General features: G+C 67.5%; 11 protein-coding genes. 4 read left to right on the top strand and 7 right to left on the bottom strand.

The window, feature by feature from the left end; all coding sequences use genetic code 11:
• Positions 1-99 precede the first annotated feature (99 nt).
• Positions 100-1,737: an acyl-CoA dehydrogenase family protein gene (locus tag CLM74_RS15750; RefSeq protein ID WP_105164474.1), complete on the top strand. Its 1,638-nt coding sequence runs from the start codon at positions 100-102 to the stop codon at positions 1,735-1,737.
• 356 nt (positions 1,738-2,093) lie between these two features.
• Here CLM74_RS15750 and CLM74_RS15745 read toward each other — a convergent pair whose 3' ends face one another.
• The 3 genes from CLM74_RS15745 to CLM74_RS15735 all read right to left on the bottom strand — a co-directional run bounded on the left by CLM74_RS15745 (position 2,094) and on the right by CLM74_RS15735 (position 4,295).
• Entirely contained in the window at positions 2,094-2,504 is a 411-nt protein-coding gene (locus tag CLM74_RS15745; RefSeq protein ID WP_025879171.1) for a hypothetical protein, read from the bottom strand.
• A 149-nt stretch (positions 2,505-2,653) separates the two neighbouring features.
• Entirely contained in the window at positions 2,654-2,995 is a 342-nt protein-coding gene (locus tag CLM74_RS15740; protein ID WP_025879170.1) for a hypothetical protein, read from the bottom strand.
• Positions 2,996-3,119: 124 nt separating this feature from the next.
• The gene (locus CLM74_RS15735; RefSeq protein ID WP_025879169.1) at positions 3,120-4,295 is read right to left on the bottom strand and encodes a thiolase family protein; all 1,176 of its coding nucleotides are present in this window, start codon (positions 4,293-4,295) and stop codon (positions 3,120-3,122) included.
• Between the two features lie 181 nt (positions 4,296-4,476).
• On the opposite strand from CLM74_RS15735, the gene CLM74_RS15730 reads away from it, so the two are divergent.
• Positions 4,477-7,314 carry a S8 family serine peptidase gene (locus CLM74_RS15730; protein WP_105164473.1) on the top strand — a complete coding sequence of 946 codons (2,838 nt, stop codon included), beginning with the start codon at positions 4,477-4,479 and terminating at the stop codon, positions 7,312-7,314.
• Positions 7,315-7,399: 85 nt separating this feature from the next.
• On the opposite strand, the gene CLM74_RS15725 is transcribed toward CLM74_RS15730, so the two are convergent.
• Complete coding sequence (locus CLM74_RS15725) at positions 7,400-8,497, bottom strand: Glu/Leu/Phe/Val dehydrogenase dimerization domain-containing protein (protein WP_025879167.1); 1,098 nt, start codon at positions 8,495-8,497, stop codon at positions 7,400-7,402.
• A gap of 272 nt (positions 8,498-8,769) precedes the next feature.
• Between CLM74_RS15725 and CLM74_RS15720 the strand changes: the two genes are divergently transcribed.
• Positions 8,770-9,849 carry an HDOD domain-containing protein gene (locus tag CLM74_RS15720; RefSeq protein WP_059064774.1) on the top strand — a complete coding sequence of 360 codons (1,080 nt, stop codon included), beginning with the start codon at positions 8,770-8,772 and terminating at the stop codon, positions 9,847-9,849.
• A gap of 3 nt (positions 9,850-9,852) precedes the next feature.
• Here CLM74_RS15720 and CLM74_RS15715 read toward each other — a convergent pair whose 3' ends face one another.
• From CLM74_RS15715 to CLM74_RS15705, 3 genes are all read right to left on the bottom strand, one after another.
• Complete coding sequence (locus tag CLM74_RS15715; protein WP_105164472.1) at positions 9,853-11,421, bottom strand: phospholipase D family protein; 1,569 nt, start codon at positions 11,419-11,421, stop codon at positions 9,853-9,855.
• Positions 11,422-11,805: 384 nt separating this feature from the next.
• The gene (locus CLM74_RS15710) at positions 11,806-12,504 is read right to left on the bottom strand and encodes an RNA pseudouridine synthase (protein WP_025879164.1); all 699 of its coding nucleotides are present in this window, start codon (positions 12,502-12,504) and stop codon (positions 11,806-11,808) included.
• A 46-nt stretch (positions 12,505-12,550) separates the two neighbouring features.
• The gene (locus CLM74_RS15705) at positions 12,551-13,051 is read right to left on the bottom strand and encodes a M48 family metallopeptidase (protein WP_025879163.1); all 501 of its coding nucleotides are present in this window, start codon (positions 13,049-13,051) and stop codon (positions 12,551-12,553) included.
• 61 nt (positions 13,052-13,112) lie between these two features.
• On the opposite strand from CLM74_RS15705, the gene CLM74_RS15700 reads away from it, so the two are divergent.
• Positions 13,113-13,670: a DUF2058 domain-containing protein gene (locus CLM74_RS15700; RefSeq protein ID WP_105165037.1), complete on the top strand. Its 558-nt coding sequence runs from the start codon at positions 13,113-13,115 to the stop codon at positions 13,668-13,670.
• Positions 13,671-13,805 lie beyond the last annotated feature (135 nt).

Below are 13,805 nucleotides of genomic sequence, written 5' to 3'. Positions count from 1 at the left end.
GTCCGGTCGTGCACGTGGCGAGAATCGGCCTGAACGCGGGGTTGCCGGGCGATACGGCACAATCGGACCGCACACCTCTTGCCGGCGGGGAAGGAACCGATGAGTGGACCGAGCTTCAACAGCAGCGCCCCCTACGAAACCCATGTGGTGCTCAACCAGCCGCCGCCGTTCGCCGGCCGGCAGCTGTGGACCGACGACATCGCATTGATGGAGGCCGTGCAGCGCGAGGGCGCGGCGGCGTTCGCACCGCGGTTGGCGGTGTACGGAGGGCTGGCCGGCGACGCGCTGTACCGCATCGGCTTCGACGCCAACCGCGATCGCCCACGCCTGCGTACCCATGATGCACAGGGCCATCGCATCGATACCGTGGAATTCCATCCGGCGTATCACCAGTTGATGCAGACGGCGAAGGAACATGGCGTGGCAGGGTTGTCCTGGCACGAGCCGCAGCCCGGCGCGCATGTCGCGCGCGCTGCGCTGAGCTACCTGCACCACCAGGCCGAGGCCGGCACCAGCTGCCCGTTGACCATGACCCACGCCGCGGTAGCTGTGCTGCGCGGGCAGCCGCATCTGGTCGAGTGGTCGCGCAAGGCCGCCGCACCGGTATACGACCCGCGCGATGTGCCAGTGGCCGACAAGGCCGGCATCACCCTTGGCATGGGCATGACCGAGAAGCAGGGCGGTTCGGATGTGCGCGCCAACACCACCCGCGCCGAACCCATCGACGGCGAGCGCTATCGGCTGATCGGCCACAAATGGTTTTTCTCCGCACCCATGTGCGATGGCTTCCTGGTACTGGCGCAGGCGCCGGCCGGATTGACCTGCCTGCTGATGCCACGGCGCCTGGCCGACGGCGATCGCAATGCATTCCGTCTGATGCGCTTGAAGGACAAGCTGGGCGACTGGGCCAACGCATCCAGCGAAGTGGAGTTCTGTGGCGCACAGGCCTGGCGTGTGGGCGAGGAGGGACGCGGGGTGGCCACCATCATCGGCATGGTGATGATGACCCGGCTGGACTGCATGCTGGGCGCTGCGGCGGAAATGCGCATGGCGCTGGCGCAGGCGCTGCATCACGCGCGGCATCGGCGCACCTTCGGCAAGCCACTGCTGGACCATCCGCTGATGGGCAACGTGCTGGCCGATCTGGCGCTGGAATCGGAAGCGGCCACGGTGCTGGCGATGCGCATCGCACGCGCGGTCGATCGCGCTGGCAGCGATCCGGCCGAGGCCGCGCTCGCGCGGCTGGGTACGGCCTTGGGCAAGTACTGGATATGCAAGCGCGCACCTGCGTTCGTCAACGAAGCGCAGGAATGCCTGGGCGGTGCCGGCTACGTGGAGGAATCGATGTTGCCGCGGCTGTACCGGCAGGCACCGTTGAATTCGATCTGGGAAGGCAGCGGCAACATCCAGTGCCTGGATGTGCTGCGCGCGCTGGCGCGCGAGCCGGAGGTGCTGGCGGCGCTGCACGGTGAACTGGAGGCGGTGGCCGATCGTGATGCGCGTTATGCGTCGGCACTGCAGCAGTGGCGCGATGCGGCGGCGCCGGAGGAGGCACAGGCACGGGTGTTCTGCGAACGCACTGCCTTGCTGCTGCAGGCCGCGCTGTTGCTGCGTGCACGCAGTCCAATGGCCGAAGCGTTCATCCGCAGCCGGCTGCACGGCGAGCATGGGTTGGCATTCGGCACGCTGCCGGCGGGGTTGGATGTGGCGGCGATGCTGGCGCGTGCGCTGCCGTAGGTGACGGCCAACGGCGAAGCCCCTCATGGTGGGCGGCGCAGGAGCGTGGGCAGGGCCGCGCGGGTGGGCTGCGCAGGGGGCGCCGTAAATACGACCAGGTAGGCTCGGGCGCGCCTTGCTCCTGTGCGCTGTCCTGCGCGCACGGCAAGACCGGGGTTGGGCGTCCTGCCCAACCCGCCCGAGGCATGCCTCGGGCCCAGGGCGCTTACGCCCCTGCGCAGCCCACCCGCGCGGCCTTGGACGGGTTCCGTGCGCGCCCAGCACGGAATCAACAGAAGAAGCGAAAAGCAGAAAAGCCGCGGCGATGCCGCGGCTTTTCCGGTTGCGCCGGGCGATGCCCGACGAACGCGAAGGCCTTAGTGCTTGGCTTCTTCCTTGGCGGCAGTGGCCTTGGCGTCGTCAGCAACATCGCGGGCCTTGTCGGCAACCTTCTGCGCGGCATCGGCCGTGGCGTCGCTGGCGTGGGCGGCGGCATCGGTGGCTGCGACCTTGGCCTTGTCGGCGGCGGTGGCGGTCGCGGCTGCGGCGCTGTCCAGCGCCTGCTGGGTATCGGCGGCAGCCTGTTCAGAGGCGGCAGCGGTCTTGTCGGCAGCGTCGCGGGTGGCGGCGGCGGCCTTGTCAACGGCATCGCGTGCGGCGACACCGGCGCTGTCGGCGGCCTGCGCGGCATCCTGCTTGGCCTGTTCGGCTTCCGGGCCCTTGCAGGCAGCCAGTGCGAGCAGCAGGGAGGCGGCCAGCAGGGTAGTGGTCAGCGGACGGATCTTCATGGCGGTCTCCGGTACTGCAATGGATGGGGACGCCAGCCTATTCATACCGTTGTGAAGACCTGGTGGTGACCTGCGCACGGAACTGCGCGCAAAGAAAAAGCCGCTGGCGAACCAGCGGCTTCTTCAGAACAGCTTGAAGAAAGAAGTTATTACTTCTTGGCTTCTTCAGCAGCGTCCTTGGCCTGCTCAGCGGTAGCTTCGGCAGCCTTGGCGGCGTCCTTGGCTTCGCCAGCAGCGGCGTCGGTGGCAGCGCCAGCAGCCTGGGCAGCGGCGTCGACCGAAGCGTCAGCAGCGGTGGCGGCGGTGTCAGCGGCCTGCTGGGCAGCGTCGGCGGTCTGGGCGCCAGCAGCGGCGGCCTGGTCGGCAGCAGCCTGGGCTTCGGTGGCGGCCTGGTTGGCCGAAGCAGCGGCGTCCTGGGCAGCTTCCTGCTTCGAGCAGGCGGCCAGGGCCAGAGCCAGGGACATCGCGACCAGCAGCTTGTTGATGCTCATTGTGTAAATCCTCGTCGTTAGAATTAGGCAACGCGCATGCTGCGCGCCGACAACATGATGACAAGCCAAGATTGGGTGTCAAGCGATCCCGCATTCATTTTTGCGAAATAGACGTTAAACCCTTTCAGATCAACTCGATGGCGATAGCCGTCGCTTCGCCGCCGCCGATGCACAGGGTGGCAATGCCGCGCTTGCCGCCGCGCGTGCGCAATGCGTTGACCAGGGTGACCACCAGGCGTGCGCCGGAGGCGCCGATCGGATGGCCCAGCGCGCAGGCACCGCCATTCACGTTGAGCTTGTCGTGCGGGATGCCCAGTTCGCGCATCGGTGCCATCGCCACCACGGCGAAGGCCTCGTTGACTTCGAACAGATCGACCTGGTCCAGCGACCAGCCGGTCTTCGCCAGCAGGGTGTGGATGGCACCGATCGGGGCGGTGGTGAACCACTCCGGCTCCTGCGAATGGGTGGCATGGCCGACGATGCGCGCCAGCGGCTGCAGGCCGCGTGCGGCAGCATCTTCTTCGGTCAGCAGGACCACGGCGGCAGCGCCGTCGGAGATGCTGGAGGAACTGGCGGCGGTCACGCTGCCGTCCTTCTTGAAGGCCGGGCGCAGGGTCGGGATCTTGGCAATGTCCGAACGACCAGGCTGTTCGTCGCTGGCGACCTCGACTTCACCCTTGCGGGTGGCGACCTTCACCGCAACGATCTCGTCGGCGAAGGCGCCGTTGGCCTGGGCTGCCTGTGCGCGCTTGACCGATTCGATGGAGTAGGCGTCCTGCTCTTCGCGGGTGAACTGGTACTTGTCCACGGCGCATTCGGCGAACTCGCCCATGGCCTTGCCGTCATAGGCATTGACCAGGCCGTCGTGGGCCATGTGGTCCACCGCCTGGAAGTTGCCGAAACGGTTGCCGGTGCGCGAATTGGGCAGCAGGTGCGGCGCGTTGGACATCGACTCCATGCCGCCGGCGACCACGACCTTGGCCGAACCGGCCTTGATCAGGTCATGCCCGAGCATGATGGCCTTCATGCCCGAACCGCAGACCTTGTTGAGGGTGGTGGCGCCGACCGACAGCGGAATACCGGCGGCGATCGCTGCCTGGCGGGCAGGGGCCTGGCCGAGATTGGCCGGCAGCACGCAGCCCATCAGGACTTCGGAGACGTCGCTGGCAGGCACGCCCGACTGTTCCAGCGCGGCGGCGATGGCGGCCGCGCCGAGGGTCGGGGTCGGAACGCCGTTGAACTGGCCGAGGAAGGAGCCGATGGCGGTGCGCTTGGCGGCGGCGATGACGATGTTGGACATGGCAATCTCGTTGATGCGTGAGCAATGTTCGGAAAGGAGACGACGGGCGTTGGATACGGCGCCGTTTCCCGGCAGACTGCGTGGGGGTCGGCCCAGTATAGAGGGTCGGCGAAGACTGCCGCTGGGCAGTACTGGATGCCTGCCCGGATGGCGGCAGGCCAACGTTCATGGGAAGGAAACGATGGAACGTAAGACGATGGGAAGGTCGGTCCTGGCATCGGCGCTGGCGGTGGCGCTGACGGCGTGTGGCGGTGGAGGCGGCGGCAGCAACGTGCGCATCGACCCGCCCCCGACCACGCCTCCGGTCACGCCCCCGGTCACCCCGCCTCCCGCTGCCAGACCGCTAGAGCCGGCCGTGGATGCGCATCTGGCACAGACCAACGCGCGTGCCGCACAGGCCACCGGCGCGACCGGTCGCGGCGTGCGCATCGGCATCGTCGATTCGGGCGTGCTGCGCAGTGCCGAGGCGCTGAACGGACGGGTGGTGGCCAACCTCAACTACATCGACCCGAGCCGCAACAATCTCAACGTCGATGACGTGCTCGGCCATGGCACGGCCGTCGCCAGCCTGGCGGCCGGTGTACCGGTGGGGGTCTGGCCCGGCGGCATCGCACAGGGTGCGGAGATCGTCTCGGCACGCATCATTTCCGACACCACGCCCAAGGATGACGGCAGTGGCAGGGGCAACTCCTTCAGCGGCACGCTGGGCGTGGCCGGGGTCCACCAGGACCTGATCAACTACGGCGTGAAGGTGATGAACAATTCCTGGGGCGGCCTGTACTGGACCGACCTCGGCACCACAGCGCAGGTCGCGGGCGAATATCGCCCCTTCATCATCAATCACGGTGGCCTGGTGGTGTTCGCCGCAGGCAACGAAGGGCGCGACCAGCCCAGCAGCGTGGCCGCGCTGCCCAGCCAGCGTGGCTTCGGTGGATCGCTGCCGGCAGCGGATCTGGAAAAAGGCTGGCTGGTAGCTACTGCGATCGATCCGAACAAGCCCGGTGAACGTGCGCCGTGGGCCAATGCCTGTGGCGACGCCGCGCGCTATTGCCTGACCGCTCCCGGCAGCGCGGTGTTTCCGGAGCCGGGTACCGGCAAGTACCTGTGGAACTACGGTACGTCCTTCGCCGCGCCACTGATCTCCGGTGCTGCGGCGCTGGTCTGGCAGCGCTATCCATACTTCGACAACGACCTGGTGCGGCAGACCCTGCTCGGCACCGCCACCGACATCGGTGCGCCGGGCGTCGATCCCATCTACGGCTACGGCATGCTCAACGTCGGCAAGGCGGTGAACGGTCCCGGCCGCTTCGACTGGGGCGATGCCACGGTCAATGTCGACGCGGCCTCTTCGGGCTCGATCTGGAGCAACGACATCGCCGGCGCTGGCGGCCTGATCAAGCGCGGCGATGGCCGGCTGGAGCTGAGCGGCAACAACAGCTACAGCGGTGCGACCCGCATCGAGCGCGGCACCCTGGCCCTGCGCGGTGGCGGCGTGATCCGTTCCAACGTGAGCGTCTCCGGTTCCGGTGGTGCCTCGATGGCCGGCCTGCAGTTCATGCCCGGCACGCCGCGGGTGATCGGCAACGTCGACAACGGCGCCAGCGTGGTGCTGGTCAACGCCAACACCACCGCGACCATCGAAGGCAATTACAGCCAGCGGCCGGATGCGCAGCTGATCGTCGCGCTGGGGGTAAACGCGCTGCAGGTCACCGGCACCGCACGCCTGGCCGGTGGCGTGGTGGTCGATGGCATCGTGTCCGGTTACGTGCCGCAGGTCGGCAGCCGCCAGGGTCTGGTCCATGCCAACGGCGGTATCAACGGCACGTTCACCACGCCGGTGGCCAACACCGGCGCCAACGGCCTGACCCTGCTGCAGGCGCAGTACGGCTATGGCAGCAACGACGCGTGGATGGACCTGACCCAGGTCAACGTTTCGGCAGCCGCATCGGGCCTGGGCGCCAATGCACAGGCATCGGCACTGCGGGTGCAGTCGGCATTCACCGCGCTGGACCGCAATGCGGATCTGCAGGGCTCGGCGTTCGGCGTGGCCGCAGGCGCGCTGCAGCGTACGTCTGGCGGAACCGATGGCCTGTCGGCGAGCCTGGAGAGCCTGTCCGGACAAGCACATGCGCGCGCTGAAGCGTCGACCTTCGACAGCGTGGACATGTCGCGCCGCGCGGTTGCCGAGCGCTTCGACCGCGTGCAGGCTGCGCCGAAGCTGCGTGGCGCCTGGCAGAGCGCGCTGGGTGAAGCCGGGCAGGGCAGCTTTGCCGGCAACGCCGCCGACAGCCAGGGCTGGATGGCCGGCCAGGACGTGGCACTGGGCAGCAACGGCCTGCTGGGCATGGCCTTTGGCGAAACCCGCAGCAATGGTGGCAGCAACTTCAGTGGTGACCGTGGGCGTGACCGCCAGGCGCAGGCGCAGTTGTATGCCGGCTGGAGCCTTGGGCGTGGCTATGCGCTGGCCCAGTTCGGCACCGGCCAGTTCACCCGGGAACTGGATCGCCAGTTGCTGCTGGGTGCCGGTGCCTACGGTGTGTCCGCGCGCTACGGCGGACGTTTCAGCAGTGCCAGCGTTGAAGGCGGCTATCGTTTCGGGCGCATCGGTGCATCGTTGACACCGTACCTGGGGGCAAGCAGCACCCGCCTGGATACCGATGGCTTCAGCGAGCAGGGCGGCTTCGGCTTCGGCCTGCGCGGTGAGGCGTCGCGTGCACAGCGCAGCCAGATGCTGGCGGGCCTGCGGGGTGAGCGGCAGTGGGGGCGCTGGACGCTGCGCGGCCATGCCGAATGGCAGCAACGGCTGGATGGCGGTGAGCAGGCCTGGCAGGCAAGTTTCGTCGGCGTTGATGCCTGGGCGCCGTTGGCCGGTGTTGACGCACCGCGTGGCAGTGCCTTGTTCGGCCTGGCGCTGGAATCGTGGTGGGGCCGCAATGGCCGCCTGAGCCTGGGCATCGACCAGCGCGTGGGTGGCGATGATGCACGTCAGGCGGCGCTGCGCTACAGCACCGGTTTCTGATCATGGCGCCGGGCGTGCTGCCCGGCGCGTTCATCCGGCGGTGCCGACCCACGGTCGGCACGCGTCCGGTTGCCGGGGGCGGCGCTCAGCCGCCGCGCAGGTCGCCCAGGCGCGGTGTGCTGCGGCCCAGCGGCATCTTCAGCTTGCCGATCGACAGGATGCGCGCTTCTGCGATCCGGTCAGCCGCGCGCTGCGGGGCAATGTTCTCGCGCTGCGACAGTTCGAAGATGCGCGTCAGGTTGTGGTAGATGCTGCGGATCAGCCGCATCGCGCGCTCGCGGTTGTAACCGTCGATTTCCAGCGACACGTTCATCACGCCACCAGCGTTGACCGCGTAGTCAGGCGCATACAGGATGCCGCGCGCATGCAGCTCGTCGCCGATCTCCAGGCTGGACAGCTGGTTATTGGCGGTGCCACAGATGATCTTCGCCTTGATCCGCGGCAGCGTGTCGGCGTTGATCGCGCCTTCCAGCGCGCACGGCGCGAACACATCGGCGTTCACTTCGTGGATCTCGTCCGGCTTGACTGCCTCGGCGCCGAAATCGTTGACTGCACGATCCACCAGCGCGCTGTCCAGATCGGTCACGTACAGCTTGGCGCCACGGTCGCGCAGCAGCTTCACCAGTTCCATGCCGATATGGCCCAGGCCCTGCACCGCGATGCTGGTCTTGCCCACTTCCTCATGGCCGAACTTGAAGCGCATCGAGGCCATCAACGCCTGCAGCGCGCCATAGGCGGTGAACGGCGCCGGATCTCCCGAGCCGCCATGGACCTGGTGCACGCCAGTGACGAACTGGCTCTCCAGGTAGATGTTCTCCATGTCGTTGACGTCGGTGCCGACGTCCTCGGCCGTGATGTAGCGACCACCCAGCGAATCGACATAGCGGCCGAACGCGCGGAACAGCACTTCGGTCTTGTCGACCTTGGGGTCGCCGATGATCACCGCCTTGCCGCCACCGACATTGAGACCGGCCAGTGCATTCTTGTAGGTCATCGTGCGGCTCAGCCGCAGCACATCGGCCAGCGCATCGTCGGTGCTGGCGTAGGGGCGCATGCGCACCCCGCCCAGGGCGGGGCCCAGGGTGGTGTTGTGGATGGCGATGATTGCCCGCAGGCCGGCATCCTGGTTGTGGCAGAACACCACCTGTTCGTGGCCGGTGGTTGCGAGGGTTTCGAATAGCATGGGGTCTCCGATGGCGCGATCTGCGGTGAACTGCGGCGAACTGCCAATGAACGGTAGGGTCCGAAAACAAAAAAAGCGACGTCGTCGGTACAGGGGGACGGGTCGCGCGGCGCCATTCTAGTCCATTCGCCCGGGATATGCCGTCGACGCCGGACGCGCCCGGGTTAAAGAAGATGAAAGTGCGGCCGATGCTGCGACGACGGCAGGTCGCCGGATGTGATGAAGGCGCAGGGGCAGGCAGTGGCAGCAGGACAACGACAGGATGGGCGGCGATGACCGCAGCGTGGTGGCGATCTGTGCTCCGTTGGCTGTCGCAGCTGACCGGGCAGGCCCCGGCACGCCTGGCCGCAGCCCCCCGCCAGGCCGTGGCGGCCGCGGCGGCCAGCCTGCAGGGCGACGCCTTGCCGGCGGCCGAGGTCGCCGCCCACCTGCAGCGCGGACTGCACGCGCTGGCCCTGTATCCGCGCTTGGCAGGCGAACCGGCGGCGGTCAGCGCATCGGGTCTGGCCGAAGCGGTGGACCGCGCGCTGCAGGACCGCGACTGGGCTACCCGGCAGCTGCCGCGGCGCCCGCAACTGCTGCCGCAGCTGATCCAGACGGTCAATGACGACGTTGCATCGGCGCGGGTGATGGCGGCGATCATCGGCCAGGATCCGGTGCTGACCGGCAACCTGCTGCGGATCGCCAACAGCCCGGCCTACAAGGTGCACGAGCGGCCCGTGGAAAGCCTGCAGCGGGCGGTGACCCTGGTCGGCACCGAAGGTGTGCGGCAGATCATCAGCGCCGTGCTGGTGCAGCCGGTGATGCAGGTGCAGTGCGAGGTGTTCCCGCAGTTCAGTTCGATCATATGGGAGCACGCGCTGCTGGCGTCGCGCGCGGCCGCCGACCACGCCCGCACGGTCACCTTCGGCGATGCCTTCGCTGCGCAATGGCTGGGCCTGGTGCAGGGCCTGGGCGCGGCGCTGGTCATGCGTCAACTGCTGCAGGAAGCACAGGTGCGTGGCGAAGAAGTGGAGCCCGCGCTGGCCCTGCAGTTGCTGCAGCAGTGGTCACTGCCGTTGGCGCAGCGGGTGGCAGCAGCGTGGGAACTGCCCGAACCGGTGCATCAGGCCCTGGCGCCTGATGCAGACGGTCCGCTGGCCGACAGCCTGCGCCTGGCCAGCGCCGCTGCGGCGGCCAGCCTGCTGTGCCGGCACGGGCATGCCAGCCAGGGCCGCATGCTGGCCTTGCTGGAACAATTGCCGGCAGCGCCGCCACACGCGCTGCGCTGGATCTGGCGGCGCCTGCATGGGCGCAATGTGGAAACCCTGGACGAAAGCCTGCACGGCGATGGCGAGGGGAACGCCCCCTGATCGTTACAGCTGGGATTCCAGCGGCAACCAGCTGATCACCCGTGCCGTCCAGCGTTTGCCGAGGCTGCTGCCGGGCTCGGCATCGACCCAGTGCGGCGGCGGCTCGCGCTGCAGCCAGCGCAGCTCATCATCAGCGCCGAGCGCAAGCCACCAGCTGTGTTCCGGGCTGGCCAGGCGCAGGTATTCCGCGCGCAGCTGTGCGCCCAGCACCGGGTCGTCGAACAGCACGCCCATCTCGGTGTTGAGATAGGCCGAACGCGGATCGAGGTTGAACGATCCGACGAACCCGCGCCGGTCGTCGACCAGCAATGCCTTGGTGTGCAGGCTGGCACCGCTGCTCCCGAACAGGCTGCCTTCACCGCTCTGGCCGTTCGCCTTCAGTTCGTACAGCTGTACGCCGGCCTTCAGCAGCGGCACCCGGTAGCCCATGTAGCCACCGTGCACGGCAGCAACATCATTGGCCGCCAGCGAGTTGGTCACCACGCCGACCTGGGCGCCGCGGCCGGCCATCGCCGAAAGGCCGTCCAGCCCTTCGCTGCCGGGGACGAAGTACGGCGAGATCAACAGTGCCTTGTAGCGCGTCGACTGCAGCTGTTGGACCAGCTCGGTGACCAGCCAGTCGTCGTGTGCATCGTCGTGGTGCTTCATCGGTGGATCGGACACGATCCGTACCTGCCTGCTCCAGTGCAGCGGCTCCGGGCTGGCACGCTGGCGCTGGCGCGACTCGGCCACGCGCTGCAGGTACGGTTGGGCCTGCGCATGCAGCGCGTCCAGATCGGACTGGCGCACCAGCTGGCGCAGCTGTGCATCGGTATAGGTTGCCAGCGCCGAGATCGGAATCGCCGCGTCGCTGTTCCAGTAGTCGTCGAAGATCTGGTTGGCCTGCTGCACGGCCGGGCCGGCCACCACCAGGTCCAGGTCCTGGAAATTCACGTCGCTGCGCGCGCTGAAATATTCCTCGCCGATGTTGCGGCCACCCACGATCGCGATGCGGCCATCGGCGATCCAGCTCTTGTTGTGCATGCGGTGGTTCACGCTGAAGGCGCGTTGCACCAGCTCCAGCGTGCGGGCGATGCCACTGCGGTTGCGGAACGGGTTGTACAGGCGAAGCTCGATGTTGGGATGCGCATCGAGCGCCATCATCAGCGCATCCTTGTCCTTGGCATTCATGTCATCAAGCAGGATGCGCACGCGCACGCCACGTTCGGCAGCGTCGTACAGCGCCTTGGCCATCAAGTGGCCGATCAGGTCGTCGTGCCAGATGTAGTACTGCAGGTCCAGGCTGCGGCCGGCGTGCTCGGTGATCATCGCGCGGGCAGCGAACGCATCCATGCCATCGCTGAGGAAGGCCACGCCCGACTGCCCGGGATGGTCGGCCTGCAGGGGCATCATCTGCCGATCGATGGGCGTCTGCGCAGGTTGCAGCGGCAGTACCTGCGACGCTTCGCCGCGCGCCTGCGGGGCCAGGTGGTCGGCCAGCAGCAGGCCGGACAGCACCAGCAGAAGCAGGGCGGCGATGATGATCGCGGCCACGCGCAGCAGGCGTCGCCATAGGGGTTTGCGCAGACTCATGACGCCGATGGTAGATCCTGGCTACGCATGGAGGTAGACCCACGCCACGCGTGGATGAACTGTCACCGGTAGATCCACGCCACGGGTGGATGAACTGCCACCGGTAGATCCACGCCATGCGTGGATGAACTGCCACCGGTAGATCCACGCCATGCGTGGATGAACTGCCACCTGTAGATCCACGCCATGCGTGGAAGAACTGCCACCGGTAGATCCACGCCATGCGTGGATGAACTGTCACCGGTAGATCCACGCCACGCGTGGATGAACTGCCACCGGTAGATCCACGCCATGCGTGGAAGAACTGCCACCGGTAGATCCACGCCATGCGTGGATGAACTGCCACCGGTAGATCCACGCCATGCGTGGATGAAGCGCCGTGACTCAGAACCGCTCGTCGCTGCCCAGATAGCGCCACTGGCCCACGGCCAGCGGGCCCAGCGCCACCCGGCCGATGCGCAGGCGGCGTACGGCCACCACCTGCAGGCCGGCAGCCGTCACCGCCGTCCTCAGTCCCTTTGCGGTCAGTCCCTTGCCTGCAAAACGCAGGCGCTGCTCGCTCTGCCAGCTGACCTTCGGGCCGCCTGCTTCATGCTGCAGCCGGGCCATCAGCCACGGGCCACGTTCCGGGCCGCCTTCAGCCACTTCGACCAGGTACTCCTGTTCGGTGCGGCCCAGGTTGCGCTGCAGGTGCGCGAGCACCGCCGGATCCTGGCTGACCACCACCAGCCCGTTGTCGTCGGCCGGCAGCGAGGATGCCAGCTGCAGGCCGTGGAAATGCCGTTGCAGCGGACGGATGTCACTGGCATCCAGTTCGCTGCGGGTCTCGGTACGGATCAGCGCGCACAGGGCATCGGCTGGCACGCCCGCCGGTTTGTGAAGCAGCATGCTGGCGCGCTCGGCCTTGCTGTCGCTGGCCTGCTCGGCCACCACGATGCTGGCGCTCTCGTCCACCGGGCGCTGCGGCTGTTCCACCACTTCGCCATCGACGCTGACCCAGCCGCCCTCGATATAGCGCCGCGCTTCACCACGCGGGATGCCGAGCAGGGCGGACAGGCGTTTGTCGAGTCGGGTCGGTTCCATGGCGAAAGGTCGGGCAGGGGGCGCGCAGTGTAGCCGCTACGCCGGCTCAGCGCTGGCCGCGGTTGGCCAGCTCGGTCAGGTACAGGCGGGTATCGAACTCCAGCTGCAGGTAATCCGGCTCCATGTGCTGGCACAGCTGGTAGAAGGCCTTGTTGTGGTCGGCCTCCCTCAGATGGGCCAGCTCGTGCACCACGATCATGCGCAGGAAGGCGGCTGGCGCCTGCCGGAACACGGTGGCGATGCGGATCTCGCGGCTGGCCTTGAGCCGGCCGCCGTGTACACGGGAAATGGCGGTGTGGGTGCCCAAGGCATGCTTGATGACCTCCAGCGTGTTGTCGTAGCAGACCTTGTTGAGCGGCACCGACTTGCGCAGGTAGCGGTCCTTCATGTCCTGGGTGTAGTCGTACAGCTGGCGGTCGCTGCGCACCTCATGCGGGTCGGGGTAGCGCTGCTGCAGCCAGGGGCCGAGCTTGCCCTGTGCCAGCAGATCGCTGACCTGGGCGACCAGGGGTTCGGGGTAGCCGGTGAGGTACTTCAGGACAGCCATGCAGGGGCGTCGGCGCGTCGGTAGAATGGGGCATCCAGATTACACGCGGTACGTATCGACCATGGCAAAGCCCAACGCGCTGCAGGAACAATTGCTCAAGGCCGGCCTGGCCAAGAAGTCGCAGGCCAGTGCCGCCGCGCGTGAACAGGCCAAGGCCCGCCAGGGCAAGGCCGAGTCGACGTCGGCGGAGGTCCAGCGTGAAGCTGAACGCGCGCGCGCCGAGAAGATCGAGCGTGACCGTGCGCTGGCTGCCGAGCGCAACGCGCAGGCCCGGCAGGCTGAGCGCAAGGCGCAGGCCAAGCAGATCATCAGCGCCCACGCCGTGCCGCACAAAGGCGAGGACGAGTACCGCTTCAGCGATGGCGCAGTGATCCGCACCCTGTTGATCGATACCAAGCTGCGCAAGGCGTTGTCGGTGGGCGTGCTGGTCATTGTGGCCCATGGCGATGGCTACGCGGTGCTGCCACGCGCGGCAGCGGAGAAGGTGCGTGAACGCGCCCCGGAAGCCATCATCGTCGACCATGGCACGCCCGGCTCCAGCGCCGAGATCTCCACCGGCAACGCCGAGGACGACGCCTACTACGCACAGTTCCAGGTCCCCGACGACCTGGTCTGGTAAGAAAATGGGGACGGAGGGGATTACGTCGTTTCTGCCACAAACGACGTAATCCCCTCCGTCCCCTTTTCTGCTCAGGTTGCTGAAGCGCTGCGGACGCAGATGCCTTTTCCGTGGGTGTATTGTCCCCATATCAGG

Source organism: Stenotrophomonas sp. MYb57 (assembly GCF_002966815.1).
In the GTDB taxonomy this organism is placed as follows: domain Bacteria; phylum Pseudomonadota; class Gammaproteobacteria; order Xanthomonadales; family Xanthomonadaceae; genus Stenotrophomonas; species Stenotrophomonas indicatrix.
This window is presented reverse-complemented; position numbering and strand designations above follow the sequence as displayed.

Bases quoted from the DNA above. Each gene is read 5' to 3' on its own strand.
- CLM74_RS15745 (WP_025879171.1), bottom strand. From the start codon at position 2,504: ATGAAGATCCGTCCGCTGACCACTACCCTGCTGGCCGCCTCCCTGCTG.
- CLM74_RS15740 (WP_025879170.1), bottom strand. From the start codon at position 2,995: ATGAGCATCAACAAGCTGCTGGTCGCGATGTCCCTGGCTCTGGCCCTG.
- CLM74_RS15750 (WP_105164474.1), top strand. From the start codon at position 100: ATGAGTGGACCGAGCTTCAACAGCAGCGCCCCCTACGAAACCCATGTG.
- CLM74_RS15720 (WP_059064774.1), top strand. From the start codon at position 8,770: ATGACCGCAGCGTGGTGGCGATCTGTGCTCCGTTGGCTGTCGCAGCTG.
- CLM74_RS15705 (WP_025879163.1), bottom strand. From the start codon at position 13,051: ATGGCTGTCCTGAAGTACCTCACCGGCTACCCCGAACCCCTGGTCGCC.
- CLM74_RS15700 (WP_105165037.1), top strand. From the start codon at position 13,113: ATGGCAAAGCCCAACGCGCTGCAGGAACAATTGCTCAAGGCCGGCCTG.
- CLM74_RS15730 (WP_105164473.1), top strand. From the start codon at position 4,477: ATGGAACGTAAGACGATGGGAAGGTCGGTCCTGGCATCGGCGCTGGCG.
- CLM74_RS15710 (WP_025879164.1), bottom strand. From the start codon at position 12,504: ATGGAACCGACCCGACTCGACAAACGCCTGTCCGCCCTGCTCGGCATC.
- CLM74_RS15735 (WP_025879169.1), bottom strand. From the start codon at position 4,295: ATGTCCAACATCGTCATCGCCGCCGCCAAGCGCACCGCCATCGGCTCC.
- CLM74_RS15715 (WP_105164472.1), bottom strand. From the start codon at position 11,421: ATGAGTCTGCGCAAACCCCTATGGCGACGCCTGCTGCGCGTGGCCGCG.
- CLM74_RS15725 (WP_025879167.1), bottom strand. From the start codon at position 8,497: ATGCTATTCGAAACCCTCGCAACCACCGGCCACGAACAGGTGGTGTTC.